This is a genomic window from Arenivirga flava (genome assembly GCF_030161575.1).
Taxonomy (GTDB): Bacteria; Actinomycetota; Actinomycetes; order Actinomycetales; family Microbacteriaceae; genus Arenivirga; species Arenivirga flava.
In genome coordinates, this window is the sequence record NZ_BSUL01000001.1 from 222,014 (window position 1) to 247,436 (window position 25,423).

The 25,423-nt window shown below is 74.1% G+C and carries 18 protein-coding genes and 3 pseudogenes; 16 read left to right on the top strand and 5 right to left on the bottom strand.

Going from position 1 to position 25,423, the window contains the following annotated elements:
• Window positions 1-86: 86 nt before the first annotated feature.
• The 3 genes and pseudogenes from QQK26_RS01160 (at window position 87) to QQK26_RS01170 (ending at window position 5,277) form a co-directional block, all read left to right on the top strand.
• Entirely contained in the window at window positions 87-1,631 is a 1,545-nt protein-coding gene (locus tag QQK26_RS01160; protein WP_284229189.1) for a DUF7059 domain-containing protein, read from the top strand.
• Window positions 1,628-4,148, top strand: a pseudogene (locus QQK26_RS01165) (DEAD/DEAH box helicase). The gene QQK26_RS01160 and the pseudogene QQK26_RS01165 overlap by 4 nt, the downstream one beginning before the upstream one ends.
• 430 nt (window positions 4,149-4,578) lie before the next feature.
• Window positions 4,579-5,277, top strand: a complete 699-nt coding sequence (locus QQK26_RS01170; protein ID WP_284229191.1) for a glycoside hydrolase family 3 N-terminal domain-containing protein — start codon at window positions 4,579-4,581, stop codon at window positions 5,275-5,277.
• An 11-nt stretch (window positions 5,278-5,288) separates the two neighbouring features.
• Here the strand turns inward: QQK26_RS01170 and QQK26_RS01175 are convergent, their stop codons facing one another.
• The gene (locus QQK26_RS01175; RefSeq protein ID WP_284229193.1) at window positions 5,289-5,465 is read right to left on the bottom strand and encodes a hypothetical protein; all 177 of its coding nucleotides are present in this window, start codon (window positions 5,463-5,465) and stop codon (window positions 5,289-5,291) included.
• A 237-nt stretch (window positions 5,466-5,702) separates the two neighbouring features.
• Here QQK26_RS01175 and QQK26_RS01180 point away from each other — a divergent pair, with 237 nt between their 5' ends.
• From QQK26_RS01180 to QQK26_RS01190, 3 genes are all read left to right on the top strand, one after another.
• Window positions 5,703-6,854 (top strand): phosphotransferase family protein, encoded by a 1,152-nt coding sequence (locus QQK26_RS01180; protein ID WP_284229195.1) that lies wholly within the window; start codon window positions 5,703-5,705, stop codon window positions 6,852-6,854.
• Complete coding sequence (locus tag QQK26_RS01185) at window positions 6,821-6,982, top strand: hypothetical protein (RefSeq protein WP_284229197.1); 162 nt, start codon at window positions 6,821-6,823, stop codon at window positions 6,980-6,982. Before QQK26_RS01180 ends, QQK26_RS01185 begins: the two co-directional genes overlap by 34 nt.
• Window positions 6,983-7,058: 76 nt before the next feature.
• On the top strand, window positions 7,059-7,463 hold the full coding sequence (locus QQK26_RS01190) for a hypothetical protein (protein WP_284229199.1): 405 nt from the start codon (window positions 7,059-7,061) through the stop codon (window positions 7,461-7,463).
• Between the two features lie 91 nt (window positions 7,464-7,554).
• Here QQK26_RS01190 and QQK26_RS01195 read toward each other — a convergent pair whose 3' ends face one another.
• From QQK26_RS01195 to QQK26_RS01205, 3 genes are all read right to left on the bottom strand, one after another.
• On the bottom strand, window positions 7,555-8,211 hold the full coding sequence (locus tag QQK26_RS01195; RefSeq protein ID WP_284229201.1) for a response regulator transcription factor: 657 nt from the start codon (window positions 8,209-8,211) through the stop codon (window positions 7,555-7,557).
• The gene (locus QQK26_RS01200) at window positions 8,208-9,692 is read right to left on the bottom strand and encodes a sensor histidine kinase (RefSeq protein ID WP_284229203.1); all 1,485 of its coding nucleotides are present in this window, start codon (window positions 9,690-9,692) and stop codon (window positions 8,208-8,210) included. The genes QQK26_RS01195 and QQK26_RS01200 overlap by 4 nt, the downstream gene beginning before the upstream one ends.
• Before the next feature lie 65 nt (window positions 9,693-9,757).
• Window positions 9,758-10,807 carry an App1 family protein phosphatidate phosphatase gene (locus QQK26_RS01205; protein WP_284229206.1) on the bottom strand — a complete coding sequence of 350 codons (1,050 nt, stop codon included), beginning with the start codon at window positions 10,805-10,807 and terminating at the stop codon, window positions 9,758-9,760.
• A gap of 151 nt (window positions 10,808-10,958) precedes the next feature.
• On the opposite strand from QQK26_RS01205, the gene QQK26_RS01210 reads away from it, so the two are divergent.
• On the top strand, window positions 10,959-11,552 hold the full coding sequence (locus QQK26_RS01210; protein WP_284229208.1) for a TetR/AcrR family transcriptional regulator: 594 nt from the start codon (window positions 10,959-10,961) through the stop codon (window positions 11,550-11,552).
• A 24-nt stretch (window positions 11,553-11,576) separates the two neighbouring features.
• Here the strand turns inward: QQK26_RS01210 and QQK26_RS01215 are convergent, their stop codons facing one another.
• On the bottom strand, window positions 11,577-12,260 hold the full coding sequence (locus QQK26_RS01215; RefSeq protein WP_284229215.1) for a DedA family protein: 684 nt from the start codon (window positions 12,258-12,260) through the stop codon (window positions 11,577-11,579).
• 159 nt (window positions 12,261-12,419) lie between these two features.
• On the opposite strand from QQK26_RS01215, the gene QQK26_RS01220 reads away from it, so the two are divergent.
• The 9 genes and pseudogenes from QQK26_RS01220 (at window position 12,420) to holA (ending at window position 25,297) form a co-directional block, all read left to right on the top strand.
• Entirely contained in the window at window positions 12,420-13,841 is a 1,422-nt protein-coding gene (locus QQK26_RS01220; RefSeq protein ID WP_284229217.1) for a cytochrome ubiquinol oxidase subunit I, read from the top strand.
• A gap of 9 nt (window positions 13,842-13,850) precedes the next feature.
• Window positions 13,851-14,857: pseudogene (cydB, locus tag QQK26_RS01225) on the top strand (cytochrome d ubiquinol oxidase subunit II).
• 22 nt (window positions 14,858-14,879) lie between these two features.
• Complete coding sequence (gene cydD, locus QQK26_RS01230) at window positions 14,880-16,484, top strand: thiol reductant ABC exporter subunit CydD (protein WP_284229219.1); 1,605 nt, start codon at window positions 14,880-14,882, stop codon at window positions 16,482-16,484.
• Window positions 16,481-18,178 (top strand): thiol reductant ABC exporter subunit CydC, encoded by a 1,698-nt coding sequence (gene cydC, locus QQK26_RS01235; RefSeq protein WP_284229222.1) that lies wholly within the window; start codon window positions 16,481-16,483, stop codon window positions 18,176-18,178. The genes cydD and cydC overlap by 4 nt, the downstream gene beginning before the upstream one ends.
• A 90-nt stretch (window positions 18,179-18,268) precedes the next feature.
• Entirely contained in the window at window positions 18,269-20,800 is a 2,532-nt protein-coding gene (gene leuS, locus QQK26_RS01240; RefSeq protein WP_431308024.1) for a leucine--tRNA ligase, read from the top strand.
• A gap of 122 nt (window positions 20,801-20,922) precedes the next feature.
• Complete coding sequence (locus QQK26_RS01245) at window positions 20,923-21,567, top strand: ComEA family DNA-binding protein (RefSeq protein WP_284229226.1); 645 nt, start codon at window positions 20,923-20,925, stop codon at window positions 21,565-21,567.
• 1 nt (window position 21,568) lies between these two features.
• Window positions 21,569-22,360, top strand: a complete 792-nt coding sequence (locus QQK26_RS01250; protein WP_284229227.1) for a hypothetical protein — start codon at window positions 21,569-21,571, stop codon at window positions 22,358-22,360.
• On the top strand, window positions 22,291-23,916 hold the full coding sequence (locus tag QQK26_RS01255) for a ComEC/Rec2 family competence protein (RefSeq protein WP_284234382.1): 1,626 nt from the start codon (window positions 22,291-22,293) through the stop codon (window positions 23,914-23,916). The genes QQK26_RS01250 and QQK26_RS01255 overlap by 70 nt, the downstream gene beginning before the upstream one ends.
• Window positions 23,917-24,251: 335 nt before the next feature.
• A pseudogene (holA, locus tag QQK26_RS01260) lies at window positions 24,252-25,297 on the top strand (DNA polymerase III subunit delta).
• Window positions 25,298-25,423: the final 126 nt, after the last annotated feature.

Below are 25,423 nucleotides of genomic sequence, written 5' to 3' on the forward strand. Positions count from 1 at the left end.
CATCGTAGCGTCGCGGGCGCGTCTCCCCGCGGGCCGATGGCCCGGCGATCAGGGGCGGGGCGAGCGGATGCGGTTGAATGGGGGCGATGCCCACCGCGCCGATCGACCGCCTCCGCTCCGACCTCACCGACGCCGGATTCACGGTGCAGCAGCTCGACGGCCTCTGGCCCGACGCGGCCGCCGACGCGCTGCGCCGCGGCCACCCGAGCAGCGCCCGCCGGGCCCTCGGACGCCTCGAGCGCAGTCCCCGTACCACCCTCGCCGCCCTGTTCCTGCTCGGCGACCCGGTGCCCGCGGCCGACGCCGCCGCCGCGCTGCCGGCGCTCGGCATCGACGGCGCCGTCGAGCTCGGACTGCTGCGCGTCGCGGACGGCAGCGCCGCCGCGGCGCTCGACCTGCAGCCCTACGCCTTCCGCGACCGGCACGGCGAGGGCCACTGGTGGCTGCTCTCCGATCTCGGCGAGCGGATGCGCGGCGGCGAGCCCCTGCCCGAGGACCACGTGCTCGGCATCGGCGGGGCGACGCTGACGCTCAGCGGCCTCATCCCGCCGGCCCGCCCCGACGGTGGACGCTTCGCCGCAGCGCTGGACCTGGGCACCGGATGCGGCATCCAGGCGCTGCACGCGGCACGGCACGCCGACCGCGTGGTCGCCACGGACATCTCGCACCGCGCGCTGCGCCTCGCCGAGCTCAACGCGCGGCTCAACGGGGTGGTCACGATCGAGTTCCGTCACGGCGACCTCCTCGATCCGGTCGCGGGCGAGCGCTTCGACCTCGTCGTCTCCAACCCGCCCTTCGTCATCACCCCGCGCGTCGACGGGGTGCCCGCCTACGAGTACCGCGACGGCGGCCGCGTCGGCGACGCGCTGGTCGAGGAGGTCGTGCGCGGCATCGCCGGCGTGCTCGCACCCGGCGGCGTCGCGCAGCTGCTCGGCAACTGGGAGCACCGCTGGGGCGCCGACGGCCTCGACCGCGCGGCCGGCTGGGCCCGCGAGGCTGGCCTCGGGCACTGGATCGTCGAGCGGGAGCGGCAGGACCCGGCCCTCTACGCCGAGACCTGGATTCGCGACGGCGGGACCCGCCCCGGCACGCCCGCGTTCGCATCGCTGCTCGATGCGTGGCTCGACGACTTCGAGGCCCGCGGCGTGCTCGGCGTGGGCTTCGGCTACATGCTGCTCACCGCCGACCCGGGACTCGCGCGCTCCGAGCGGCTCACCGGCGCGCTCGGCGACACCCCGGCCGGCCTCGGCGAGCACCTGCACGCGCGCCTGGCCGCCCGCGCGGCGATCGTCGGACTCGACGACGCGGCGCTGCTGCGCATCCGCTTCGCCCGGGCGGTGGACGTCACGGAGGAGCGGCACTACTGGCCGGGCGAGCCCGACCCGACCGTGCTCCTGCTGCGCCAGGGCGGCGGCTTCGCCCGCACGATCGAGGCCGGGACCGGCCTCGCCGCGCTCGTCGGCGCGAGCGACGGCGAGCTCGCGCTCGGTCAGCTCACGGCCGCCATCGCCGCCCTGCTCGAGGCGGACCCCGCAGCGCTCGCCGCGGAGCTCGCGGAGCAGGTGCGCGAGCTCGTGACCGCCGGCCTCCTCGATCCGCTCGTCGAGATCGCAGCCGGGGAACCGGCGTGAACGCGACGACGGCGCCCCTGGCCGGCATCGCCGCCGGGGCGGGCGACGCGGAGGCGGTGCTCGACGGCTTCATCGCGTGGAGCGCCGGTCGCGGCATGCCCCTCTACCCGGCGCAGGAGGAGGCCGTGCTCGCGCTCGTCAGCGGCGAGCACGTGGTGCTGAGCACCCCCACCGGCACCGGCAAGTCGCTGGTGGCCGCCGCCGCGCACCTCGCGGCGCTCGCCGAGGGCGCCGCAGCGTCTACACCGCGCCGATCAAGGCGCTCGTGAGCGAGAAGTTCTTCGCCCTCGTCGAGCTCTTCGGCGCCGAGAACGTCGGCATGATAACCGGCGACAGCGCGGTGAACGCGGACGCGCCGATCCTCTGCTGCACCGCGGAGATCCTCGCCAACCTGGCGCTGCGCCAGGGACCGGACGCGCCGGCCGACCTTGTGATCATGGACGAGTTCCACTTCTACGGCGAGCCCGAGCGCGGCTGGGCCTGGCAGGTGCCGCTGCTCGTGCTCGAGCGCAGCCAGTTCCTGCTGCTCTCGGCGACGCTCGGCGACGTCACGTGGCTGCGCGAGGACCTCGAGCGCCGCACCGGCCGGGGCGTCACCCTCGTCACCGGCGTCGACCGTCCCGTGCCGCTGCACTTCCGCTGGGCGCTCACCCCCGTGCACGAGACGGTCGAGGAGCTGCTCGAGACCCGCGAGGCGCCCGTCTACGTCGTGCACTTCGCGCAGGCGGCGGCCGTCGAGCGGGCCCAGGCGCTCCTCAGCGCCAGGGTGGCCAGCCGCGAGCAGCGCGATCGCATCGGCGAGGCCATCGCCGGCTTCCGCTTCGGGCCCGGCTTCGGGCAGATCCTCGGCAAGCTGCTGCGCGCCGGCATCGGCGTGCACCACGCCGGCATGCTGCCGAAGTACCGCCGCCTCGTCGAGCAGCTCGCGCAGCAGGGCCTGCTGCGGGTGATCTGCGGCACCGACACGCTGGGCGTGGGCATCAACGTGCCCATCCGCACCGTGCTCTTCACGGCGCTCACGAAGTTCGACGGGCAGCGGATGCGCCGCCTGAACGCCCGCGAGTTCCATCAGATCGCGGGGCGCGCCGGCCGCGCCGGCTTCGACACCGCGGGCACGGTGGTGGCGCAGGCGCCCGATCACGAGGTGGAGAACGCCCGCCTGGTGGCGAAGGCGGGTGACGACCCCAAGAAGCTCAAGCGGGTGCAGCGGAAGAAGGCCCCCGAGGGGTTCGTGTCGTGGAGCGAGGCGACCTTCGAGAAGCTGCAGGGGGCCGAGCCCGAGGCGCTGACGAGCCGGATGACCATCTCGCACGCGATGCTGCTGAACATCATCGGCCGCGGCGGCGACGTCGTCGCGAACGTGCGCACGATCGTCGAGGGCAACCACGAGCCGCGCCGGAGGCAGCTGGCCCTGGCCCGCCGCGCGCTCGAGCTCTACCGCTCGCTGCGGGCCGCGGGCGTCGTGGAGCAGGTGCCGGACGGCTCGGGCGGCACCTCCATCCGCCTCACCGTCGACCTGCAGCCGAACTTCGCGCTCAACCAGCCGCTCTCGCCGCTCGCCTACGCCGCCTTCGAGCTGCTCGACCCGGAGAGCTCGACTTACGCGCTCGACATGATCTCGATCGTCGAGGCGACCCTCGACGACCCGCGCGCGGTCCTGAGCCAGCAGGAGTTCAAGGCCCGCGGCGAAGCCGTCGCGGCGATGAAGGCCGAGGGCATCGAGTACGAGGAGCGCATGGCGCTGCTCGACGAGGTCACCCACCCGAAGCCCCTCGACGAGCTGCTGACGGCGGCCTACGAGGAGTTCAAGTCCGTGCAGCCGTGGGTCGGCGACTACGCGATCAGCCCCAAGAGCGTCGTGCGCGACATGGTCGAGCGGGCCATGAACTTCTCCCAGTACGTGCAGTACTACCAGCTCGCCCGCTCCGAGGGCCTCGTGCTGCGCTACCTCTCCGACGCCTACCGCACCATGCGGCAGACGATCCCGGAGGACGCGAAGACCGAGCCGCTGCACGAGCTCATCGACTGGCTCGGCGAGCTGGTGCGCCAGGTCGACTCGAGCCTGCTCGACGAATGGGAGCAGCTCGCGAACCCGACCGAGGCAGCGGCGCAGCAGCAGGAGGCCGCGCCGCCGAGCGCCCGCGGCGTCACCGGCAACGTGCGCGCCTTCCGCGTGCTCGTGCGCAACGAGCTCTTCCGCAGGGTCATCCTGCTGTCGCGCGGCGACGTGGACGCGCTCGGCGCCCTCGACGGGGCCGACGGCTTCGACGCCGACGCCTGGGACCGCTTCCTCGACGACTACGAGGGGAGTACGACGCGGCGGTGCCGGACGGACCGGCCGCGCGCGGCCCCGGCCTGCTGCTCCTGGAGGAGGGCCGCGACCGCTGGACCGCCCGACAGGTCATCGACGACCCCGCGGGCGACCGCGACTGGGGCTTCAGCGCCGAGGTCGACCTGGCCGAGAGCGACGAGCAGGGCGTCGCCGTGGTGCGCGTGACGGCCTTGGGGCGGCTGTGAGGCGCGCCGCCGCTGCGCTCGTCGCCGCGGCGGCGCTGCTGGCGGGCGCTCCGGCCGCCGGGGCTCCGGCCGCTGGCGGCCCCGAGCTGGGGCTGCCGGAGGACGGCCGCGCCCTGGACGCCGCCGAACGGCTCGCCGCGATGACGACCGAGGAGAAGGTGCGCTCGCTCCTCGTCTTCCACGTGCCGGGCACCGACCCCGCGGCGATCACCGCCGCGATCGACGCCCAGGGGCTCGCCGGCGTCATGCTCATGGGCGACAACGTGCCCGAGGGCGGCGCGCCGGGCCTCGCGGCGATGACCGAGCGCATCCGCCCGGCCGACGGCCTGCCGCCGATCGTCGCCATCGACCAGGAGGGCGGCCCGGTCGCCCGCCTGCGGCCCGACCCCGGGCGGGCACCGGCCGAGCTGCGCGGGGAGCGGCCGCCGACGTGCGCGAGTCGTCCCTGCGACGCGCGGCGGCGCTCGAGACGGCCGGCGTCGACCTCAACTTCGGCATCGTGGCCGACGCGACGGCCGACGAGTCCTCGTTCATCCGCTCGCGCGTGCTCGGCGATACGGGCGCGCAGGCGGCACCGCTGGTGGCCGCGGCCGTCGAGGGCGAGCGCGGCACGGTGCTCAGCACGCTCAAGCACTTCCCCGGCCACGGCGTCGTGTCGGGCGACTCGCACGTGAGCGTGCCCGTCTCGCCGCTCGATCTGGACGGCTGGCGAGCGGATGCGGCCCTGCCGTTCGCCGCGGGCGTGGACGCGGGTGCGGAGGCGGTCATGACCGGCCACCTGCGCTTCCCCGCGGTCGACGCGGCCCCGGCGAGCCTCTCGCCGGTCTGGCACGACCTGCTGCGCGAGGAGCTCGGCTTCTCCGGCCTGATCGTCACCGACGACCTGCTCATGCTGCAGGCGAGCGGCGACGCCGAGTTCGCCGATCCGACGGAGAACGCGGTGCGGGCGCTCGCAGCGGGTGCCGGGCTGCTGCTCTACGCGATGCCCGCCGACCCGGCTGCTGCCGGCGTCGATGTGCCGGCGCTCGTCGCGGGGGTCGTGGACGAGGTCGGCGGCCGGATCGATCCCGCAGCGCTCGACCTGGCGGTGCTCAGGGTGCTGCTGCTGCGCGCCTCGCTGGAGGCGTGAGGCGAGCCGCGTCAGTCGTCGAGCGGGAGCGTGGGCAGCTCGCCGTCGACGGCCGCGCCGCCGGAGACGAGCGAGTGCTCCGCCGCGGGAGCTGGCGCCTGCTCGGCGGGCAGGGCGGCCGCCGTGCTGGCGAAGGCGGTGCCGGCGAGCAGCGCGAGGGCTGCCGCGGGGAGGGCGAATCGCTTCATGCGGTGTTCCGTTTCGGGTATGGAACGCTGCGCGGCCGGGTGGACGCGCGGGGTGGGACCGGTGCGGAGCGGGTACTCGCGCATCGGCGTGGGCCGTGTCGGGGAACACGGAGGCATCCTGGGCGGGATGCGGCTCGGGTAAGCTCCCCGAACCTAGCAGCGGGGGCTGCCGGGCGAACCCCTCGGGCGCACCCCAGTGCGGGGGAGCGGTGCGACCCGCCGCGTGAGGACTCCCTCATGGCCCGCGCGCCCGAGCTGGTGTTGACTGGGTGGATGGACAGCGATGCGGAGCTCCTCGCGCAGCCGCGGTCCGCTCTCGATGCGGCGCTCGCGGGCAGCGGACGCTCGCTGCGCGAGTGGCGGCTGAACCGCGTGGAGGCCTCCGGCGGCGGCCGGCTCATGGGCTTCGACGTCGACCTGGACCTCGAGGGCGGCGGCACCGAGACCGCGCTCGTCTTCCTCGACACCGGCGAGCGGCCCGTCGACACCGACCGCGTCCGCCTGCTGCAGCGCCCCGAGGGCGGCCCGCCCGTGCGCGCCTGGGTCTACCCGCAGGACCCGTACCTGCCCGCACTGCCCGCCGCGACCGTGCCCGAGGCCGCGGCGGTGCTCCTGGCCCGGCTCGGCGCCCCGCTGCCGGGAACGCCCGCGCTCGAGGTGCTCTCGTACCGACCCGGCAAGCGCGCCGTCGTCAGGGTGGCGGAGGGCGGCCGCGATCGCGGTTACCTCAAGATCGTGCAGCCGGAGCTCGCCTCGCACATCGCGGCGCTGCACGAGGCCTTCCTCGGGGCCGGGGTGCCGGTGCCCCGGGTGCTGGCGTGGAGTCGCGACGGCCTGCTGCTGCTCGAGGCGCTGCCGGGGGCGCCCGCGGCCAGCGTCATCGACCGGGTCTGCGGCAGCGACGCGTTCATCGACGAGCTCGACGGTCTGCGCCGGCTCGTGGAGCGGGTGCCCTGGGTCGAAGCCGCGCGGCCCGGCGCCGTGGAACGCCGCGACTGGTACCGCGACGCGCTCTGCGAGGCGCTGCCGGCCCGTGCAGCGCGCGTCGAGGCGGTCTTCGCGCGCCTCGAGCGGTCGCTCGCCCGCCATCCGGAGCCCGCGCCCACGACCGTGCACCGCGACCTGCACCTCGACCAGGTGCTCGTCGACCGCGACCATCCCGACCGCATCGTCGGGCTCATCGACATCGACACCGCGGGGCTCGGCGACCCGCGCAGCGACACCGGCGGGCTGCTGGCGCACCTCGCCGTGCTCGCGCACTGGCATCGCGACCACGACCGTGCGGAGGCGGAGTCGGCCGTGCGGCTGGGCGAGGCCATCCTGGCCAGGAGCGCGACCCGAGGGCGCTCGCACCCGTGCTCGCGGCGAACCTGCTCGCGCACGCCCTGAGCGCCGCGCTCGGCGGCGCCGACGGCGACGAGCGCGCGCTCGCGCTCATCGAGGACGCGGAGGGTGCGCTGCGCGTGGATGAGAGTCCTCTCATCCCGGTCTCCTCCGCGGCTCACCTGGCGCCGTGACGATGGTGGTCGAGCGGGGCACCATCCCCGTCACCCGAACCTCGCCCACCATCTGGACGTCATCAGGAGAACCCGCATGAACAGGAAGCAGTGGATCGCCGTCGGCAGCGCCTCGGTGCTCGGCCTCGGCATCTTCAGCACGGGCGCCGTCGCGACGGCCAGCACCCTGCGCTTCGACGACGTGCCCGGCCAGCGACTCGACCTCGAGGGCGTGCAGCCGGCCGGCGCGAGCACCCCGGCGACCGGGGAGCGGCCGGCGAGCGCGAGCGGACCCTCCGCCTCGCCGACGACCGAGCCGACCGACCCGGCCGCGACGCAGGTGCCGTCCGTCGTCGAGCCGGAGCCCGCGCCCGCCCAGCCGGCGCCAGCCCAGCCGGCGCCCGCCCAGCCGGCGCCGGCCCAGCCCGCGCCCGCCCCCGCGCCGCAGCACGTCTCGGCCGACAGCCCCGTCACGGCGGCGTCCCCGGCCAGCGCCGACTGAGCCCATCCGCTCCGGCGCATCCGAGCGGACGCCCCGACCGACGCCATCCCCTCCGTCGGCCGGGGCGTCCGCGCGTTCGCGCCCGCGCGCCTCAGCGCAGCCGGTAGCCCATGCCGCGGACGGTCTCGATCCGCTCGCTGCCGATCTTGCCGCGCAGGTAGCGCACGTAGACGTCGACCACGTTCGAGCCGGGGTCGAAGTCGTAGCCCCACACGCGGCTGAGCAGCTGCTCGCGGCTGAGCACCTGCTCGGGATGCCGCAGGAACTCCTCGGCGAGCGCGAACTCGCGCGCCGAGAGGTCGACGCTGAGATCGCCGACGGTGGCGCGGCGCGTGCGCAGGTCGAGACTGAGCCCGTCGTGCTCCAGGGCGGTCTCGCTGCGCCCGCCGGCGTCGCGCAGACGCGAGCGGATGCGGGCCAGCAGCTCGTCGAAGCGGAACGGCTTGGCCACGTAGTCGGCCGCTCCGCCGTCGAGCCCCGCCACCGTGTCGGCCGCGGAGTCGCGCGCCGTCAGCATGATGACGACGAGGTCGCTGCCCTCGGCCCGCAGCCGCCGCAGCACCTCGAACCCGTCGATGCCCGGCAGGCCGACGTCCAGCAGCAGCAGGTCGAAGGCCTCGCTGCGCGCGAGCTCGAGCGCCTCCAGGCCGTGACCGACCGTGCGCGTCGAGTAGCCTTCGGCGCGCAGCCCCTTGTCGACGAACGCGGCGATGCGCGACTCGTCCTCGGCGATGAGGATGCTCGTCATCCCTCGGTCCTCTCCTCGGCACCCGTGCGGACGGGCACCACGATCGTGAAGCGCGAGCCCAGGCCGGGCACGCTCTCGAGCTCGACCCGGCCGCCGTGCGAGGCGGCGATCGCCGCGACGATCGGCAGGCCGAGCCCGGAGCCCCGCACCCCGCGGCCGGTATCCACCCTGCCGAAGCGCTCGAAGATGCGCTCGCGGGCCTCCGGCGGGATGCCCTGGCCCTCGTCCTGCACCCAGCAGTGCAGCTCGCCGCCCTGCACCTGCGAGCCCAGGGTGATGGTGGTGCACTCGTCGGAGTACTTGGCCGCGTTGTCGGCCAGCTGCAGCCAGGCCTGCGTGATGCGGTGCGGATCGAGCAGCGCGCTGCCGGTGGCGCGCAGCTGCTGCGCCCACTGCCGGCACGGCACCACCGAGACCTTGGCGAGCACCTGCGCACCGAGCTCCTCGAGGTCGACCTCCTCGACCTGCGCCAGGTCCGCGTGGTCGGCGCGGGCGAGGGCCTCGATGTCCTTGACGAGCCGGGCCATGCGATCGAGCTCGTCGAGCGCGAGGTCGCGGGTCGCGCGCACGTCGTCGGGCTGCTCCGGGTCGAGCAGCTCCAGGTGCCCCTGCAGGATGGTGATCGGCGTGCGCAGCTCGTGCCGCACGTCGTCGAGCAGCTGGCGCTGCGCGGTCATCGCGCCGTCGAGGCGGTCGAACATGCCGTTCATGGTCCGGGTGAGCCCGGAGACGTCGTCGTTGCCGACCACCGGGATCCGCTCGCCGAGGTCGCTGGCGGTGATCCGCGCCGCCGTGCGCTCGAGTCGTCGGATGGGGCGCAGCAGCCGTCCGGAGACGAACCAGCCGACGATGGCGATCAGGGCGAGCGCGCCGATCGAGATGAGGGCGTAGATCGTGAACGCCGTGTCCACGTCGTTGAGCTCGGCGTCGAGGTCGACCGCGGTGACGTAGAGGCCGACCGCGGGGTCGCCCTCCACGCCGACGCGCATCGCGAGGTAGCGCAGCGAGCCGAGCTCCGGCGAGACGACCGTGCCGATCACCGCGCCGTCGGCCTCGGTCTCGACGAGCATCCGCGCGAGCATGTCCTCGTCCCGGCTGAGGTCGATGTCGGGTGCGGTCGGCGGCTTCCAGCGGATCGCCGCGTCGACGAGCGCGATCGAGCCGTCGTGCTGCAGCGGCGGGATGCGGGTCATGATCGACTCGAGCAGCTTCACCGTCGACTCGGCGGCGGGCGGCTGCTCGGCCGCGGAGTCGCCTGCCGCATCGGCGACGGGCATCCGCGTGACGATGCCCTCGACGCGCTGCGCGGTGGTGCGGAGGTGGTCGTCGACCTCCTGCAGCTCCACCTCGCGCTGCACGAAGAACGCGGTGCCGCTGGCGATGGCCATGCCGAGCGCCGTGACCACCAGGATCGATGCCAGGATGCGGACCCGCACCGACGCACGGCGCTGCGGCCGTCGGGTGGCGGGCTCGTCGGACATCACCTCAGTATCCCGGCGCGTCCGATGGGATGCGGTGCGGATGAGAGCACTCTCATCCGCTCGGCTCAGGCGGTCTCCCGAGGGTCGAGCAGGTCGATCTCGACGAGCTGCTCGGCCAGGCCGGCCCCGTCGGGCGCGGAGATCCACGGCACGCCGTCGCCGTGCTCGTCCGGTCGGGCGCGTCCTCCCGCCCACACGGCCTCGCCGATCGAGAGGTTCCGGATCGCGATCGCGGCCACGTTCTCGGGGTGCTGCTCGGCGAACTCCCCGTACAGCCCGGGGTCGTGCTGGCCGTCGTCGCCCACGAGCAGCCAGCGCACGTGCGGGAACTCCTCGGCGAGTCGCGCGAGGCTCGTGCGCTTGTGCTCCTGGCCGCTGCGGAACCAGCGGTCGGTAGTGGGGCCCCAGTCGGTGAGCAGCAGGGTGCCCGGCGGGTAGAGGTGGCGGCCGAGGAAGCGGTCGAGCGTCGGCGCGACGTTCCAGGCACCGGTGGAGAGGTAGACGAGGGGCGCGCCCGGGTGCGCGTGCTGCAGGCGGTCGTAGAGCACGTTGACGCCCGGCACGGGACGGCGGGCGTGCTCGTCGAGCACGAAGGTGTTCCACGCCGCGAGGAAGGGGCGGGGCAGGGCGGTGACCATGACCGTGTCGTCGATGTCGCTGACGATGCCGAACCGGGTGGCCGGGTCGACGACGAAGATCCGCGCGACGACCGGCTCGGAGCCCTCGCTGCTCAGCGTGATGTCGTTCCAGCCCGGGGGCAGGTCGGCGTCGACGACCGCGTCGACGACGCCGCCGCGGTCGGCGATCAGGGTGCGCTCGACCTCGCCGATGCGCACGACGACCTCGGCGCCGGCGACCGGCACGCTCGTGAAGCTGCGCCAGCCGCGGATGGAGGAGGGTCGGGGTCGCTCGTCGCGCTGCGGACGCGCGAGCAGTACCCGGCAGAGCACGCGCACCCAGCGGCCGTCGCCGTAGCCGGTGTACGGGACGACGACGGGCAGCTTGCCCCCGCGCCGCGCCCAGGCTTCGCGCCACCCGTGAATGCGGTCCTCGATGCGCGCCGCCCGATGCAGGATGGGCGCCGCGGCCCCGCGGGTCCGGCTCGAAGGAGTCATCGAGGCCATTCTGACACGGGGCGCCCCTCCCCGAACGGGGCATGCCCCAGAACGGGGTCGCATGTAGTGTGATCATCGAACTATCGAATCCAGCAGAAGGAGCGACGTGGTACCGGGTCTTGAAACGGGGATCTCGGGGGTTGCAAGAACGTTGAGGAACGAGCCGGTTCAGGCTCGCAGCGCCGCCAGGCTCAAGGCGCTGCTGGATGCGACGGCGGAGGTGCTCGACGAGGTCGGGTACGAGCGCTTGACGACGGCCATGATCGCCGAGCGCGCGGGGGCGTCGATCGGCACGGTGTACCGGTACTTCCCGGATCGCCTGGCCGTGCTGCAGGCGCTCGGGCGGCGCAATCTGGCGTCGTTCCAGTCGTCGCTGGCCGAGCGCTTCGCGGAGCGCGCACCTCAGCACTGGTCGGCGGTGTTCGACGCGCTGCTCGAGCTGCTCGAGCAGCGCTTCGCCGAGGTGGCCGGGTTCCGCTCCATCCGCTTCGGCGACGTGATCGATCTCGGCCTGACGGGTGACCGGGCGCAGGGCGGCGATGCGCTGGGGGCGCAGCTCGCCGAGCTCCTGGCCGCATCGGGGCTGGCCGACGGCCCCGAGCTGCGCTTCCGCTCGCGCTTCGCGCTGCAGATCGCCGAGGCGGGACTGACGCTGGCCTTCAGCGGGCCGGAGGAGCGGCGCGCCGAGGCGATCCGCACCACCGGCGCGACGCTCACGGGTTACTTCACGCACTTCCACCCCTGACCGGGGCGACGAGGGCGGCCGTCGTCAGCGCGACGAGCCGCCCTCGGGTGCCTGTGGGTCCGCATCAGCTGCATCGTGCATGTGCCGCGCGCTGAGCCTGCCGAGCAGGATCTTGAGCAGCCACGCGAGCACGAGGAACGCCGCGATGATGCCGACGAAGACGTAGCCCGCGCCGTGGATGCGGTCGCTCAGCTCCTCGTAGGTGCCCGCGGCCGCCCAGCCGATGGAGGCGTAGGCGAAGGCCCACACGAGGCAGGCCGGCACGGTCCACGTCATGAAGCGCCGATAGGGCATCGGGCTCATCCCCACCGTCACCGGGGTGAGCGCATGGAAGACCGGCAGGAAGCGGGATGCGAACACCGCGATGCCGCCGCGGCGCGCCACGAAACGCTCGGCGCGACCCCAGTTCTCGCCGCCGATGCGGCGCCCGAGCCGGCTGGCGCGGATGCGCGGGCCGAACCAGCGCCCGATGGCGAAGCCGACGCTCTGCCCGCCGAGGGAGCCGGCGATGACCACGGCGACGAGCCACCAGTACTCGACGGGCGAGGCGATCGCCGTGCTCGCCACGATGACCACGGTGTCGCCCGGCACGACGAGTCCGACGAGCAGCGAGGTCTCGAGGAAGATCGCGAGCCCTGCGACGATCGTGCGCAGCACGGGGTCGACGCCCTGCACGAAGCCGATCACGCCGTCGAGGATCTCGTTCACGCGCCGAGCCTAACGACGCTCGGGTGGACGCGGCCTGACCAGCGTTCTACCGGATGTAGAAAAAGTTCTACGTCGAGTAGAAACGACCTTCTACTTTCCGTAGAATCGGAGCGCGCCACCACCCCGGCGACGCTCGACCACCTCTCGAGAGGCACCCCCTTGAACGAGCTCCTCGACCCGCTGATCCTCGCCCGCTGGCAGTTCGGCCTCACCACGCTGTACCACTTCCTCTTCGTACCGCTCACCATCGGCATGGCCTTCCTCGTCGCCATCCTGCAGACCGCGTGGGTGCGCACCGACAACCCCGCCTACCTGCGCCTGGTGAAGCTGTTTGGCAAGATCTTCCTCATCAACTTCGCCATGGGCGTCGTCACCGGCATCGTGCAGGAGTTCCAGTTCGGCATGAACTGGTCCGAGTACTCGCGCTTCGTCGGCGACGTCTTCGGCGCCCCGCTCGCCATCGAGGGGCTCGCAGCCTTCTTCGTCGAGGCGACCTTCATCGGACTGTGGATCTTCGGATGGGACCGGCTGCCCCGCCTGCTGCACCTCGCCAGCATCTGGATGGTCTCGCTCGCGACCATCGCCTCGGCCTACTTCATCCTCGCCGCGAACGCCTTCATGCAGAACCCGGTCGGCTACGCGATGAACGCGGAGCGCGGCCGCGCCGAGCTGACCGACCTCGGCGCCGTGCTCACGAACCCCGTCGCCCTCGCGGCCTTCCCGCACACCATCTTCGCTTCGCTCATGTTCGCCGCGACCGTCATCGTCGCCGTGGCGGCCTGGCACCTGAAGCGCGGCCAGCACCTCGAGGTCATGCGCAAGGCCCTGCGGTTCGGGCTCTGGAGCAACATCGTCGCCTTCGTCGGCACCGCGATCTCGGGCGATCAGCTCAGCCTCGCCATGGTCGACGCGCAGCCGATGAAGATGGCCGCCGCGGAGGGGCTCTACGAGACGAGCGCCCCCGCGAGCTTCTCGATCTTCACCCTCGGCACCCCCGACGGTGCGAGCGAGCTGTTCTCCATCCGGATCCCCTACCTGCTGTCGTTCCTGTCGACCCACACGCTCGACGGCGAGGTGGAGGGCATCAACGACCTGCAGGCGCAGTACGCCGCGCAGTGGGGCCCGGGCGACTACACCCCCATCATCTGGGTCACCTACTGGTCGTTCCGCTGGATGATCGCGCTCGGCGGCCTGGCCGCGCTCGTCTCGGTCGTCGGCCTCTGGCTGACGCGCAAGGGGGCGAAGCGGCCCGTGCATCCGCTCGCCTGGAAGATCGCGATCTGGACGGCGCCGCTGCCCATGATCGCCGCGCTCGTCGGCTGGATCTTCACCGAGATGGGCCGGCAGCCGTGGATCGTGTTCGGGCTGCTCAAGACCGAGGCGGCCGTGTCGCCGAACGTCGCGGGCTGGCAGGTGCTCGTCTCGCTCGCGGTGTTCACCATCGTCTACGGCTCGCTGGCCGTGGTCGAGTTCAAGCTCATCACGAAGGCCGCCCAGGAGGGGCCGCCCGAGATCGAGGTGGACACGGACGCGGACGGCAGACCGCGCGTCGACCCCGACAAGCTCGCGATCGTCTACTAGGAGGACGTCATGGACCTCGCATACCTCTGGTTCGGCATCGTCGGCTTCTTCTTCATCGGGTACTTCGTGCTCGACGGCTTCGACTTCGGCGTCGGCATGAGCATCCCCTTCCTCGCGAAGGACGACACCGACAAGCGCCAGATCATCAACACCATCGGTCCGATCTGGGACCTCAACGAGACCTGGGTCATCGTCGCCGGCGCCTGCCTCTTCGCGGCGTTCCCCGAGTGGTACGCCACCCTCTTCAGCGGCTTCTACCTGCCGCTGCTGCTCATCCTGGTCGCCCTGATCCTGCGCGGCGTCAGCTTCGAGTACCGGCACCAGAAGGCGGAGTGGGCCGGGCGCTTCGACCGCATGATCGTGATCGGCTCGGCGCTGCCCGCCCTCCTCTGGGGCGTCGCCTTCGCCAACATCGTGCAGGGCGTCGCCCTCGACGAGGGCAGCAACTACACCGGCACCGTGCTCGACCTGCTCAACCCCTACGGCCTGCTCGGCGGCCTCACCACGCTCGTGCTGTTCTTCACCCACGGCGTCGTCTTCGTGGCCTTGAAGACGGATGGGGAGTGCGCGAACGCGCCCGCCGCCTCGCCGGGCGGGCCGGCCTCGTCACCGTGGCGCTGGCCGCCGCGTTCCTGGGCTGGACCGTGCTCGGTGCGACCGATGCGCCGCACTTCGCGCTGATCGCCGGCCTCGCCGCCGCGGCCGCGGGAGCGCTCGTGCTCGGCCTCATCGCCAACGCGGCCGGCCGCGAGGGCTGGGCCTTCGCCGGCCTCGCCGCGACGACCGCCCTCGCCGTCGGCACCCTGCTCGCAGCGCTCTTCCCGAACGTCATGCCCTCGACCAGCGGCGTCGGCGGCCTGACCATCGAGAACGCATCGAGCAGCGCCTACACGCTGCAGGTCATGAGCTGGGTCGCGCTCGGCATCTCGCCGATCGTGCTCGGCTACCAGGTGTGGACCTACTGGGTCTTCCGCAAGCGGGTCACCCGCGACCGCATCCTCGCGGCTGCGCACTGAACCGCCTCGATAGCCTGAAGCCATGAAACCGCTGGACCCCCGGCTGCTCCGCCACGCCGCCGGGGCCCGGCGCTTCCTCCTCCTGGGGGCCGCGCTCGGCCTCGCGCAGACGCTCGTCATCCTGGCCTTCGCCTGGCTGCTGGCGGATGCGATCACCGGCGCCATCGAGGGACGACCCGTCACCGCCTCGCTCGCGGCGCTCGCCGCGGTCGTGGTGCTGCGCGCCTCCATCGTCTGGGCGCTCGAGGCGGCCTCGGCGCGGGCGGCCGCGGTGGTGAAGAGCGAGCTGCGCGCGAAGGTCGCGGACGCCGTCGTGCGGCTCGGACCGGACTGGGCGGCGCGGCAGGGCTCGGCGAGGCTGCTCACGATCGCGGGCAGCGGGCTCGACGCGCTCGACGGGTACTTCGCCCGCTACCTGCCGCAGCTGCTGCTCACGGCCATCGCCACGCCCATCCTGGTGCTCGCGCTGCTGTCGCAGGACGTCGCCACCGCCGTGATCGTCATCGTGACGCTGCCGCTCATCCCCGTCTTCATGATCCTCATCGGGCTCGCCACGCAGGCGGTGCAGCGGCGGCAGTGGCGCCTGCTGAACCAGCTCGCGACCGCCTACCTCGACCTCGTCGAGGGGCTCGCGACCCTCAAGATCTTCGGCCGGGAGCGCCGGCAGGCCGGCACCGTGCGGGCCATCACCGACCGGTACCGCGGCTCGACGATGTCGGTGCTGCGGGTCACCTTCGTGTCGGGCTTCGTGCTCGAGCTCGCGGGCACGCTCTCGGTGGCGCTCGTCGCCGTGTCGATCGGCATCCGCCTCATCGAGGGCGACATCGGGCTGCTCGCCGGCCTCTTCGTGCTGCTCGTCACGCCCGAGGCGTTCCTGCCGCTGCGGCAGGTGGGCGCCCAGTTCCACGCGGCGGCCGACGGCGTCGCCGCCGCGGAGGACGTGTTCCAGGTGCTCGAGGAGGCGGAGTCGGCGCCCGCGGCGCCCGCAGCGCAGCCCACCGGTCGCGGGGATCTGCTCTTCGCCGGCTTCTCCGTGCGCCGCGGCGGGGAGCGCGTCGTGGAGGGCTTCGACGCGACCGTCGAGGCCGGAATGCTCACGGTGCTGGCGGGCCCCTCCGGCGCGGGAAAGTCGAGCATCGTCGCCGCGCTGCTCGGCTGGGCGCCGTCCGCCGGCACCGCCACGCTGGGCGGGGCGCCCGTCGGACCCGCGCAGCTCGCCTGGGCCGGACAGCGCCCCGGCCTGATCTCGGGCAGCGTCGCGGACAACGTCGCCCTGGGCGACCCGGAACCTGACGCCGGTCTGATCCGCCGCGCGCTGGACGAGGCCGGCCTCGACCTGGACCCCGGCATCGAGCTCGGCGCGGGCGGCTCCGGGCTCTCCGGCGGGCAGTCGCAGCGCGTCGCCATCGCCCGCTCCCTCTACCGGCTGCGCCGCCGCGACCTGCCGGCGCTGATCCTCGACGAGCCGAGCGCCGCGCTCGACGCCGGCACGGAGGCGGCGCTCGTGGCGCGGCTGCGCGCGGTCGCGGCGGAGGGACGGGTCGTGCTGGTCGTCAGCCACCGGCCCGACGTGCTGGCCGCCGCCGATCGCGTCGTCCTGCTCGAACCCCGGGCGGTGACCGCGTGAGCGCGCCGCTGAGCCCGCGGGCGAAGGCCGTCCTCCGCCTCGCCCAGCCCGCGCCGCGCCGGGCGTGGCCGGGCATCGCCCTCGGCGCCCTCAGCGCGGTCTGCGCGGTCGCGCTCATGGCTGCGAGCGCCTACCTCATCACCCGCGCGGCCGAGCAGCCGCCCATCCTCTACCTCTCCCTGCTCGTCGTCGGGGTGCGGGCCTTCGCGCTCGGCCGCGCGTTCCTGCGCTACCTCGAGCGGCTCGCGAGCCACGACGCCGCCTTCCGCAGCCTCGCCGACCTGCGCGTCGGCGTGCTGGAGCGGCTCATCCCGCTCGCGCCCGCCGGGCTCGCCCGCCGGCGTCGCGGCGATCTGCTCACGCGGCTCGTCGCCGACGTCGACCAGCTGCAGGACCTGCCGCTGCGCATCGTGCAGCCGCTGGTCGTCGCCGGGCTCGTCTCGCTGCTCGCCGTCGCGGGCGTCGCCTTCGTCTCGCCGCTCGCCGCCGCGGGGCTCGTCACGGCCCTCGCCCTCGCGCTCGTCATCGGCGGGCTGCTCAGCCGGGTGCTCGCGGCGCGCGCCGAGCGCGCCGTGGCGCCCCTGCGCGCCGACCTCGCCGACCGCCTGCTCGACCTCGTGCAGAACCTCGAGACCCTGCTGGCCTTCGACGCGGCCCCCGCCGCCCTCGCCCGGGTGCGCGACGCCGACGCCGCCCTGCGCACCGCGACGCTGCGCCGAGCCGCCGGAGCCGGGCTCACCGCCGGGGTCGTCTCGCTCGCGGCCGGAGCGGCCACCCTCGCCGCGCTGCTCGCCGGCATCCCCGCGCTGCAGCCCAGCGCACCGCTCGGCCCGGAGTTCGCGCCGTCGCCGGGCGTCGTCGACGGTCCCATGCTCGCGCTCATCGCGCTCACGCCCATCGCCGTCTTCGAGGTCTTCGCGAGCGTGCCGCTCGCGCTGGCCTCCTGGCGTCAGGTGCGCGTCGCGGCCGAGCGGGTCGCCGAGACCGTTCCCGACGCGGTGCCGGCCGGGATCCCGCTCGACCGGGGCACGGCGGCCGCGCCGGCCGATGCGACCATCGTGCTGCGGGACTTCGCGGTGACCTGGCCCGGTGCATCCGCCGCCGCCCTCGCCCCCGTCGACCTCGTGCTGCGCCCGGGGGAGCGGATGCTCGTGACCGGGCCCAGCGGCGTCGGCAAGACGAGCCTGGCGAACGGCCTGGTGCGCTTCCTCGAGCACAGCGGCGAGTACACGATCGGCGGCGTGCCCGCCCGCGAGCTCACGTTCGAGGCGGTCCGCTCCACGGTCGGGCTCATCGAGCAGCGGCCGCACCTCTTCGCCGGCAGCCTGCGCAGCAACCTGTCGTTCGCCGACGACGAGGCCGACGACGAGCGGCTGCTCGACGCCCTCGATCGCGTCGGACTGCGCACCTGGGCCGAGTCGAGGGGCGGACTGGATGCGGAGCTCGGCGAGCGGGGCGCCCTCGTCTCCGGCGGCCAGGGCCAGCGCATCGCCCTCGCCCGCGCGCTGCTCGCGGGCTTCCCGGTGCTCGTGCTCGACGAGCCCACCGCGAACGTCGACCCGGACCGTGCGGACGCGCTGCTGCGCGAGCTGCTCGGCGCCGTCGGCGACGAGCGCGCCGTGCTGCTCATCGCGCACACGGCGGTGCCCGACGAGCTGGTCGACACGCGGCTGCACCTGACCCCAGTAGGCTGAACCACCGGGTGGAGGCGCCCTCGCGCCCGCCCGCAGACCCCCCAGCGACGAAGTGTGAGCACCCCAGTGTCAGAAGAGCAGCGCGACGCCATCGAGTACGACGTCCACGCCCTCCAGGTGAAGTGGCAGTCGTACTGGGACGAGCACGGCACGTTCCGCACCGACGACCCCGCCGACACGCGGCCGCGCAAGTACGTGCTCGACATGTTCCCGTACCCCTCCGGTGACCTGCACATGGGCCACGCCGAGGCCTTCGCCTTCGGCGACATCGTCGCGCGCTACTGGCGCCAGCAGGGCTTCAACGTGCTGCACCCGATCGGCTGGGACAGCTTCGGCCTGCCCGCCGAGAACGCGGCCATCAAGCGCGGCGTCGACCCGCGCGACTGGACCTACGCGAACATCGAGCAGCAGAAGACGAGCTTCCGCCGCTACGGCACCAGCTTCGACTGGAGCCGCGAACTGCACACGAGCGACCCCGAGTACTACAAGTGGAACCAGTGGCTGTTCCTCGAGATGTTCAAGAAGGGCCTCGCGTACCGCAAGGCGAGCTGGGTCAACTGGTGCCCGAACGACCAGACCGTGCTCGCCAACGAGCAGGTCGTCGAGGGTCGCTGCGAGCGCTGCGGCGCCGTCGTCGAGAAGCAGAAGAAGACCCAGTGGTACTTCAAGATCACCGACTACGCCGACCGCCTGCTCGACGACCTCAAGCAGCTCGAGGGCAGCTGGCCGGCCAAGGTCATCGCGATGCAGCGCAACTGGATCGGGCGCTCCACGGGCGCGGAGGTCGACTTCGCCATCGAGGGCCGTGATGAGAAGGTCTCGGTCTTCACCACCCGCCCCGACACGCTCTTCGGTGCGACGTTCATGGTCGTCGCCCCCGAGAGCGATCTCGCCGCCGAGCTCGCCGAGGGCAGCACGGATGCGGTCAGGGCCGCCTTCGCGGACTACCGCCAGCAGGTGCAGCAGTCGACCGAGATCGAGCGGCAGGACGCCAGCCGCCCGAAGACCGGTGTGTTCCTAGACCGCTTCGCGATCAACCCGGTCAACGGCGAGCGCCTGCCCGTCTGGGCCGCCGACTACGTGCTCGCCGACTACGGCACCGGCGCCGTCATGGCCGTGCCGGCGCACGACCAGCGCGACCTCGACTTCGCCCGCGCCTTCGACCTGCCGGTGCGCGTGGTCGTCGACGTCAACGCGCCCGTCACCGGCGCGATCCCGGTCATCGAGCTCGATGAGCAGGGCGACCCGATCCTGCCGGAGCTGCCGGACCTGAACCCCGCCGCGACCGGCGAGGCGCTGGCCGGCGAGGGCCGCCTGATGAACTCCGGCCCGCTCGACGGGCTCAGCAAGCAGCACGCCATCAAGCGCATCATCGAGCAGCTCACCGCCGACGGCACCGGCCGCGCCGCGAAGAGCTACCGGCTGCGCGACTGGCTCATCTCGCGGCAGCGGTACTGGGGCACCCCCATCCCGATCGTCCACGGCGCCGACGGCTCGCTGCACCCCGTGCCCCTCGAGCAGCTGCCGGTCGAGCTGCCCCGCACCGAGGGCCTTGACCTGCAGCCGAAGGGCCAGTCGCCGCTCGGCGCGGCGACCGAGTGGGTCGAGACCGTGAACCCGGTCGACGGCTCGCCCGCGCTGCGCGACACCGACACGATGGACACCTTCGTCGACAGCTCCTGGTACCCGCTGCGGTTCCTCAGCGCGAACGACGAGACCCGCGCCTTCGACCCGGCCGAGGCCGAGAAGTGGTCGCCCGTCGACCAGTACGTCGGCGGCGTCGAGCACGCGATCCTGCACCTGCTCTACTCGCGCTTCATCACCAAGGTGCTCTACGACCTCGGGCACATCACGTTCACCGAGCCGTTCAAGGCGCTGCTGAATCAGGGCATGGTGCTCATGGACGGCGCGAAGATGTCGAAGTCGAAGGGCAACCTCGTCGAGTTCGTCGAGCAGCTCGACCAGTACGGCGCCGACGCGATCCGCGTCACCATGGCCTTCGCGGGCCCGCCCGAGGACGACATCGACTGGGCCGACGTGTCGGCCAACGGCAGCGCCAAGTTCCTGGCCCGCGCCTTCCGTCTGGCCAAGGACGTCACGAGCGAGCGCGACGTCGTCTGGAAGGGCGGCGACGAGAAGCTGCGCCGCCAGACCCACCGCCTGCTCGCCGACGCGCCCGGCCTCACCGAGGCGTTCAAGTTCAACGTCGTCGTCGCGCGCCTCATGGAGCTCGTCAACGCGACGCGCAAGACGATCGACTCGGGCGCCGGCGCGGGCGACCCCGCCGTGCGCGAGGCGACCGAGGCGATCGCCCTCGTGCTCAGCATCTACGCGCCCTACACGGCCGAGGAGATGTGGAGCGTGCTCGGTTACGAGGGCTCCATCACGTCCTTCGGCTGGCGCAAGGCCGACCCGACGCTGCTCGTCGAGCAGAGCGTCACCGCGGTCGTGCAGGTCGACGGCAAGGTGCGCGATCGCGTCGACGTGCCCCCGACGATCGACCCCGACGCGCTGCAGGCGCTCGCGCTCGAGACCGCGGGCGCCAAGCGCGCCATCGGCGACAAGGCGATCGTGAACGTGGTGGTGCGCGCCCCGCGCATCGTGAGCATCAGCACCAAGTAGCGCCCGGGCGGCCGGTTCGGCCGCTCCCGCATCCCGCCCTCCACCGGCGCCGGGCCCCGCGCTCGGCACCGATGGAGGGCGGTGCCGTTCCCGCATCCGCCCCGCTGCCTAGCGTGGCCGCCATGTCGACGGATGCACGGAGCCTGCTGGCGGCGCCCGGCGCCCCCGCGGGCGGTCGCGGGCGCAGCGCCCTGCGGCGCATCGGCCTCGGCGCGCTGGTGCTGCTCGGGCTGGCGGCCGCGGTCGGTGCGGTGCTCGTCGGCGCGCTGCGCGGCGGGGGCGCCGCGAGCTCGGTGCCGTTGGCGCCGGCGACCAGCAGCCCGGCTCCCGCCGCCCCGTCGCTCGTGCTCGTGCACGTGCTCGGCGCCGTGGCGCGGCCCGGCCTCTACGAGCTCGCCGAGGGCGACCGCGTGGTCGACGCCGTCGCGGCGGCCGGCGGCTTCACCGCGGAGGCCGATCAGGCGGCGCTGAACCTGGCGCAGGTGCTCGCCGACGCGCAGCAGGTGCAGGTGCCGCGGGTCGGGGAGGCGCCGCCGGCCCCTCCCGGCGGCGCGGCTGCGGGCACCGCCGCGGGCGGGCTCGTGAACCTCAACACGGCGGATCTCGCGGCGCTCGACACCCTGCCGCGCGTCGGCCCGTCGACGGCGCAGAAGATCCTCGACTGGCGCGAGTCGAACGGGCCGTTCACGAGCGTCGACGATCTGCTCGCGGTGAGCGGCATCGGCGAGGCGACGCTCGAGGGACTGCGCGACCTGGTGACGGTCTGACGTGCTGGACCGCTTGCGCCCGGAACCCGCGCAGCTGCGGGTGGCGTTGCCCGCCGGCCTCGCCTGGGGCGGGGCGGCGCTGCTCATCGGAGCGCCGTCCCTCGTGCCCGCCGTGGTCGTCGGCGCGACGGTCCTGGCCGCCGGCGCCGTGCTGCTCCTTCACCGCGGCAGACGTGCGCCCGGGTCGCGCTGGGGCGCGCCGGCCGCCCAGACCGTGCTCGAGCACGCCGCGCTGACGTTCGCGCTGCTGGCCGCCATCGCCATCGCCACCGGATTCGGCGCCGCCCGGCGCTGGCCGCCGGCCCTCGACGACGCGGCGGACCGGCCGGTCGAGCTCGTCCTGCGTACGGAGGAGACCCTCCACCCCGGCGACCAGGCGCCCTGGGCCGCGATGGTCGTGCTGCTGGACGGCGCCCCGGCCGAGGTGCCGGCGCTCGTGCTCGACACGCGTCCTTCGCTGGATCGCGCGGTGCCGATCGGCGCGGAGATCGCGCTGCGCGCCCGGGCCGTCCCCACGGAGCCGGGGGAGGAGCGGGCCGTGCTGCTCGACGTGCTCGGCGACGCGATCGTGGCCGCCGAGCCCGGCGGCGTCGCGGGGCTGCGCACGCCCTCCGCGAAGGCTTCCGAGCCGCCGCGGCAGACCTGCCCGGCGACGGCGGCATGCTGCTGCCCGGACTCGCCATCGGCGACACCGCCGGGCTCGACGCGGAGCTGGAGGAGGCGATGCGGGTCTCGTCGCTCTCGCATCTCACCGCGGTCTCCGGGGCGAACTGCGCGGTCGTGGTCGCGCTGATCATGCTGCTGGGCGGCGCGCTCCGGTTGCCCCGTGCGGTGCGCATCCTGCTGTCGCTCGCCGCCCTCGGCGGCTTCGTGGTGCTCGTCACCCCCGAGCCCAGCGTGCAGCGGGCGGCGGCGATGGCGGCGCTCGTGCTGCTCGCCCTCGCCCGAGGGCGGCCAGCGGGTGGCCTGCCGATGCTCGGGGCGGCGGTGGCGCTGCTCCTGCTGTTCGACCCCTGGCTCGCCCGCAGCTACGCCTTCGCCCTGTCCGTGCTCGCGACCGCCGGGCTGCTGCTGCTCACGGGCCCCCTGACCGCGCTGCTGTCGCGCGTCCTGCCGACCGCCCTCGCCGCCGGCCTCGCGGTGCCCGCGGCGGCCCAGGTCGCCTGCCAGCCGGTGCTGCTGCTGCTCGATCCGGTCATCCCCGTCTACGGTGTGCCCGCCAACCTGCTCGCCGCCCCCGCCGCGCCGATCGCCACCGTCGTCGGGCTGCTCGGCTGCCTGGCGCTGCCGCTGCTGCCGGCCGTGGGCGTCGCGCTGCTCCACCTCGCCTGGGCCCCGGCGGCATGGATCGGCTCGGTGGCGCGCACGGCCGCCGCAGCGCCTTCGCCGTCGCTGCCGTGGCTCGACGGTGGGCTCGGGGTGCTGCTCTTCGTGCTCGCGGCCGTCGCAGGCCTCGCGCTGCTGCTCGGCCGGCACCGTCGACGCGAGCGCTGGTACCGGGCACTGCTCGGCGGCAGTGCCGGACTGCTCGCGCTCGCCGTGTCGGTCGCCGCGGGCGGCGCCCTGGGTCGCGCCGTCACCCGACCCGCCGACTGGTCGATCGCGCTCTGCGACATCGGACAGGGCGACGCGGTGCTGCTGCGCAGCGAGGGCGCGGTGGCGCTCGTCGACACCGGCCCCGATCCGGAGCCGCTCGCGGACTGCCTGGACGAGCTCGGCATCCAGCGCATCGACCTGCTCGTGCTCACACACTTCGACGCCGACCACGTGGGCGGTGCCGAGGCCGTGCTCGGCCGGGTGGAGCGGGTGGTCAACGGCCCGCCGTTGGAGGCGGATCACCATGCCCTGCTCGAGCGGCTCGCGGCCGGCGGGGCGGCGGTGCAGCAGGGTGCCAGCGGCGACACGGGTGCGCTGGGCGCGCTCGACTGGCTGGCGCTCTGGCCGCCCCCGGGCGGTCTCGGCATGCACGAGGGCAACGACCTCAGCCTGGTGCTGCGCTTCGCACCCCGCCCCGGTGCGGCGGGCGCAAGCGTGCTCCTGCTGGGCGACCTCGGCGAGCTCGCGCAGCGGCTGATGCTCGGTCGCGCCCCGCCCGGTTCGCTCGACGTCGACGTGGTCAAGGTGTCGCACCACGGCTCCGCCGATCAGGCGCCGCCGCTCTACGCCGCGGCGAGCCCGAGCCTGGCGCTCATCGGCGTGGGCGAGAACGACTACGGCCATCCTGCGCCGTCGATCCTCGACGAGCTCGACGCCCTCGGCGCGGAGGTGCTGCGCAGCGACACCGACGGCCTGGCGGTGGTCGCGGTCGAGGACGGCGTGCTGCGCCTCTGGACCGAGCGGGGCGGATGAGCGGACGAGCGGATGCGGCGTGCCGCGCCCCTGGACCGAGCGGGGCGGCCGAGCGGGGCGGCGTGCCGCGCCGTCGACGTCCGGGCGCCGGTCCGACGCGCGGGTGCCGGTCCGATGCGCGGGCGCCGGTCCGACGCGCGGGTGCCGGTCCGATGCGCGGGCGCCGGTCCGATGCGCGGGCGCTGGCCGGACGCGCGGGCGCCGGCTCGATGTCCGGGCGTCCGGCTCGACGCCCGGTGTCGGCTCGATGCCCGTGCACCGGCTCGACGCCCGGTGTCGGCGGAGCCCCGTAGGCTGGACGCACCGGCGCGGCGCCGGTCGGAACGGAGGCCCGCGTGGCGGCGACAGCAGCTCGGTCGGGTGCGCGGGGCGGTAGGGCGACGGCGGCGAAGGCCGCCGCGAAGATCCCGCAGCTCGCCTGGAACGAGGCGCGCAGCGCTCCGGTCGTGCTGGTCTCGGGCGGCGAGTCGTTCTTCGCCGACCGTGCGATCCGTCGCATCCTCGACGCCCAGCGCGCCGCCGACCCCAGCCTCGAGGTGCACCGCATCGACGCGGACGCGTACGGGCCGGGCGAGCTGCTCACCCTGGCCAGCCCCTCGCTCTTCGCCGAGCCCCGGCTCATCCGCGTCGACAAGGTCGAGCAATGCACCGACGCGTTCCTCGAGGAGATGATCGCCTACCTCGAGGCGCCCGCCGATGAGGTCGTCGTCGTGCTGCGTCACGGGGGCGGCGTGCGCGGCAAGCGCCTGCTCGATGCCGTGCGCTCAGGCCGCGGCGGCGGCGTGGAGGTCGTCTGCGCCGAGCTGAAGAAGGACGACGAGCGCCACGCCTTCGCGGCAGCCGAGTTCCGCGACGCCGGTCGCCGCATCCAGCCCGGCGCCCTGCGCGCGCTGCTCTCCGCGTTCACCGGCGACCTCGCCGAGCTGGCCGCAGCCTGCCAGCAGCTGCTCGCGGACGCCGCGGAGGAGATCTCCGAGGCCACGGTCGAGCGCTACTACGGGGGCGCGTCGAGACGAACGCCTTCAAGGTGGCCGACGCCGCGGTCGCGGGTCGCTCCGGCGAGGCGCTGATCCTGCTGCGCCACGCGCTCGCGAGCGGCGCGGATCCCGTGCCGATGGTCGCGGCCTTCGCGATGAAGCTGCGCGTCATGGCCAAGCTCTGGGGCGCGCACGGCAGCGGCGGCGAGCTCGCCAGACGCTTCGGTGTGGCCCCGTGGCAGGTCGACCGCGCCCGCCGCGACAGCCAGGGCTGGTCGGAGGAGGGCCTCGGCCGCGCCGTGCAGTGCATCGCCGCCACCGACGCCGCCGTCAAAGGCGCCTCCCGCGACGCCGTCTACGCCCTGGAGCGCATGATCGTCCTCGTCGCCCGCCGGGGCCGCTGACCCGCCCGCCCGACGCGCACCCGCCGACCCGAGCCCACCCCCCGCCCATCGCGAGGAATGCAGGCGTTCAGCACGCTCATCCGCTCGTCCGGGCGCCGCACGGCCGGCCCCTCCGACGAACCTCCT

Coding starts and splice junctions, on each gene's coding strand:
- QQK26_RS01245 (WP_284229226.1), top strand. CDS start 20,923: ATGTCGACGGATGCACGGAGCCTGCTGGCGGCGCCCGGCGCCCCCGCG.
- QQK26_RS01160 (WP_284229189.1), top strand. CDS start 87: ATGCCCACCGCGCCGATCGACCGCCTCCGCTCCGACCTCACCGACGCC.
- cydD (WP_284229219.1), top strand. CDS start 14,880: ATGAAACCGCTGGACCCCCGGCTGCTCCGCCACGCCGCCGGGGCCCGG.
- QQK26_RS01200 (WP_284229203.1), bottom strand. CDS start 9,692: ATGTCCGACGAGCCCGCCACCCGACGGCCGCAGCGCCGTGCGTCGGTG.
- QQK26_RS01190 (WP_284229199.1), top strand. CDS start 7,059: ATGAACAGGAAGCAGTGGATCGCCGTCGGCAGCGCCTCGGTGCTCGGC.
- QQK26_RS01180 (WP_284229195.1), top strand. CDS start 5,703: ATGGCCCGCGCGCCCGAGCTGGTGTTGACTGGGTGGATGGACAGCGAT.
- QQK26_RS01175 (WP_284229193.1), bottom strand. CDS start 5,465: ATGAAGCGATTCGCCCTCCCCGCGGCAGCCCTCGCGCTGCTCGCCGGC.
- QQK26_RS01205 (WP_284229206.1), bottom strand. CDS start 10,807: ATGACTCCTTCGAGCCGGACCCGCGGGGCCGCGGCGCCCATCCTGCAT.
- QQK26_RS01195 (WP_284229201.1), bottom strand. CDS start 8,211: ATGACGAGCATCCTCATCGCCGAGGACGAGTCGCGCATCGCCGCGTTC.
- QQK26_RS01255 (WP_284234382.1), top strand. CDS start 22,291: ATGCGGGTCTCGTCGCTCTCGCATCTCACCGCGGTCTCCGGGGCGAAC.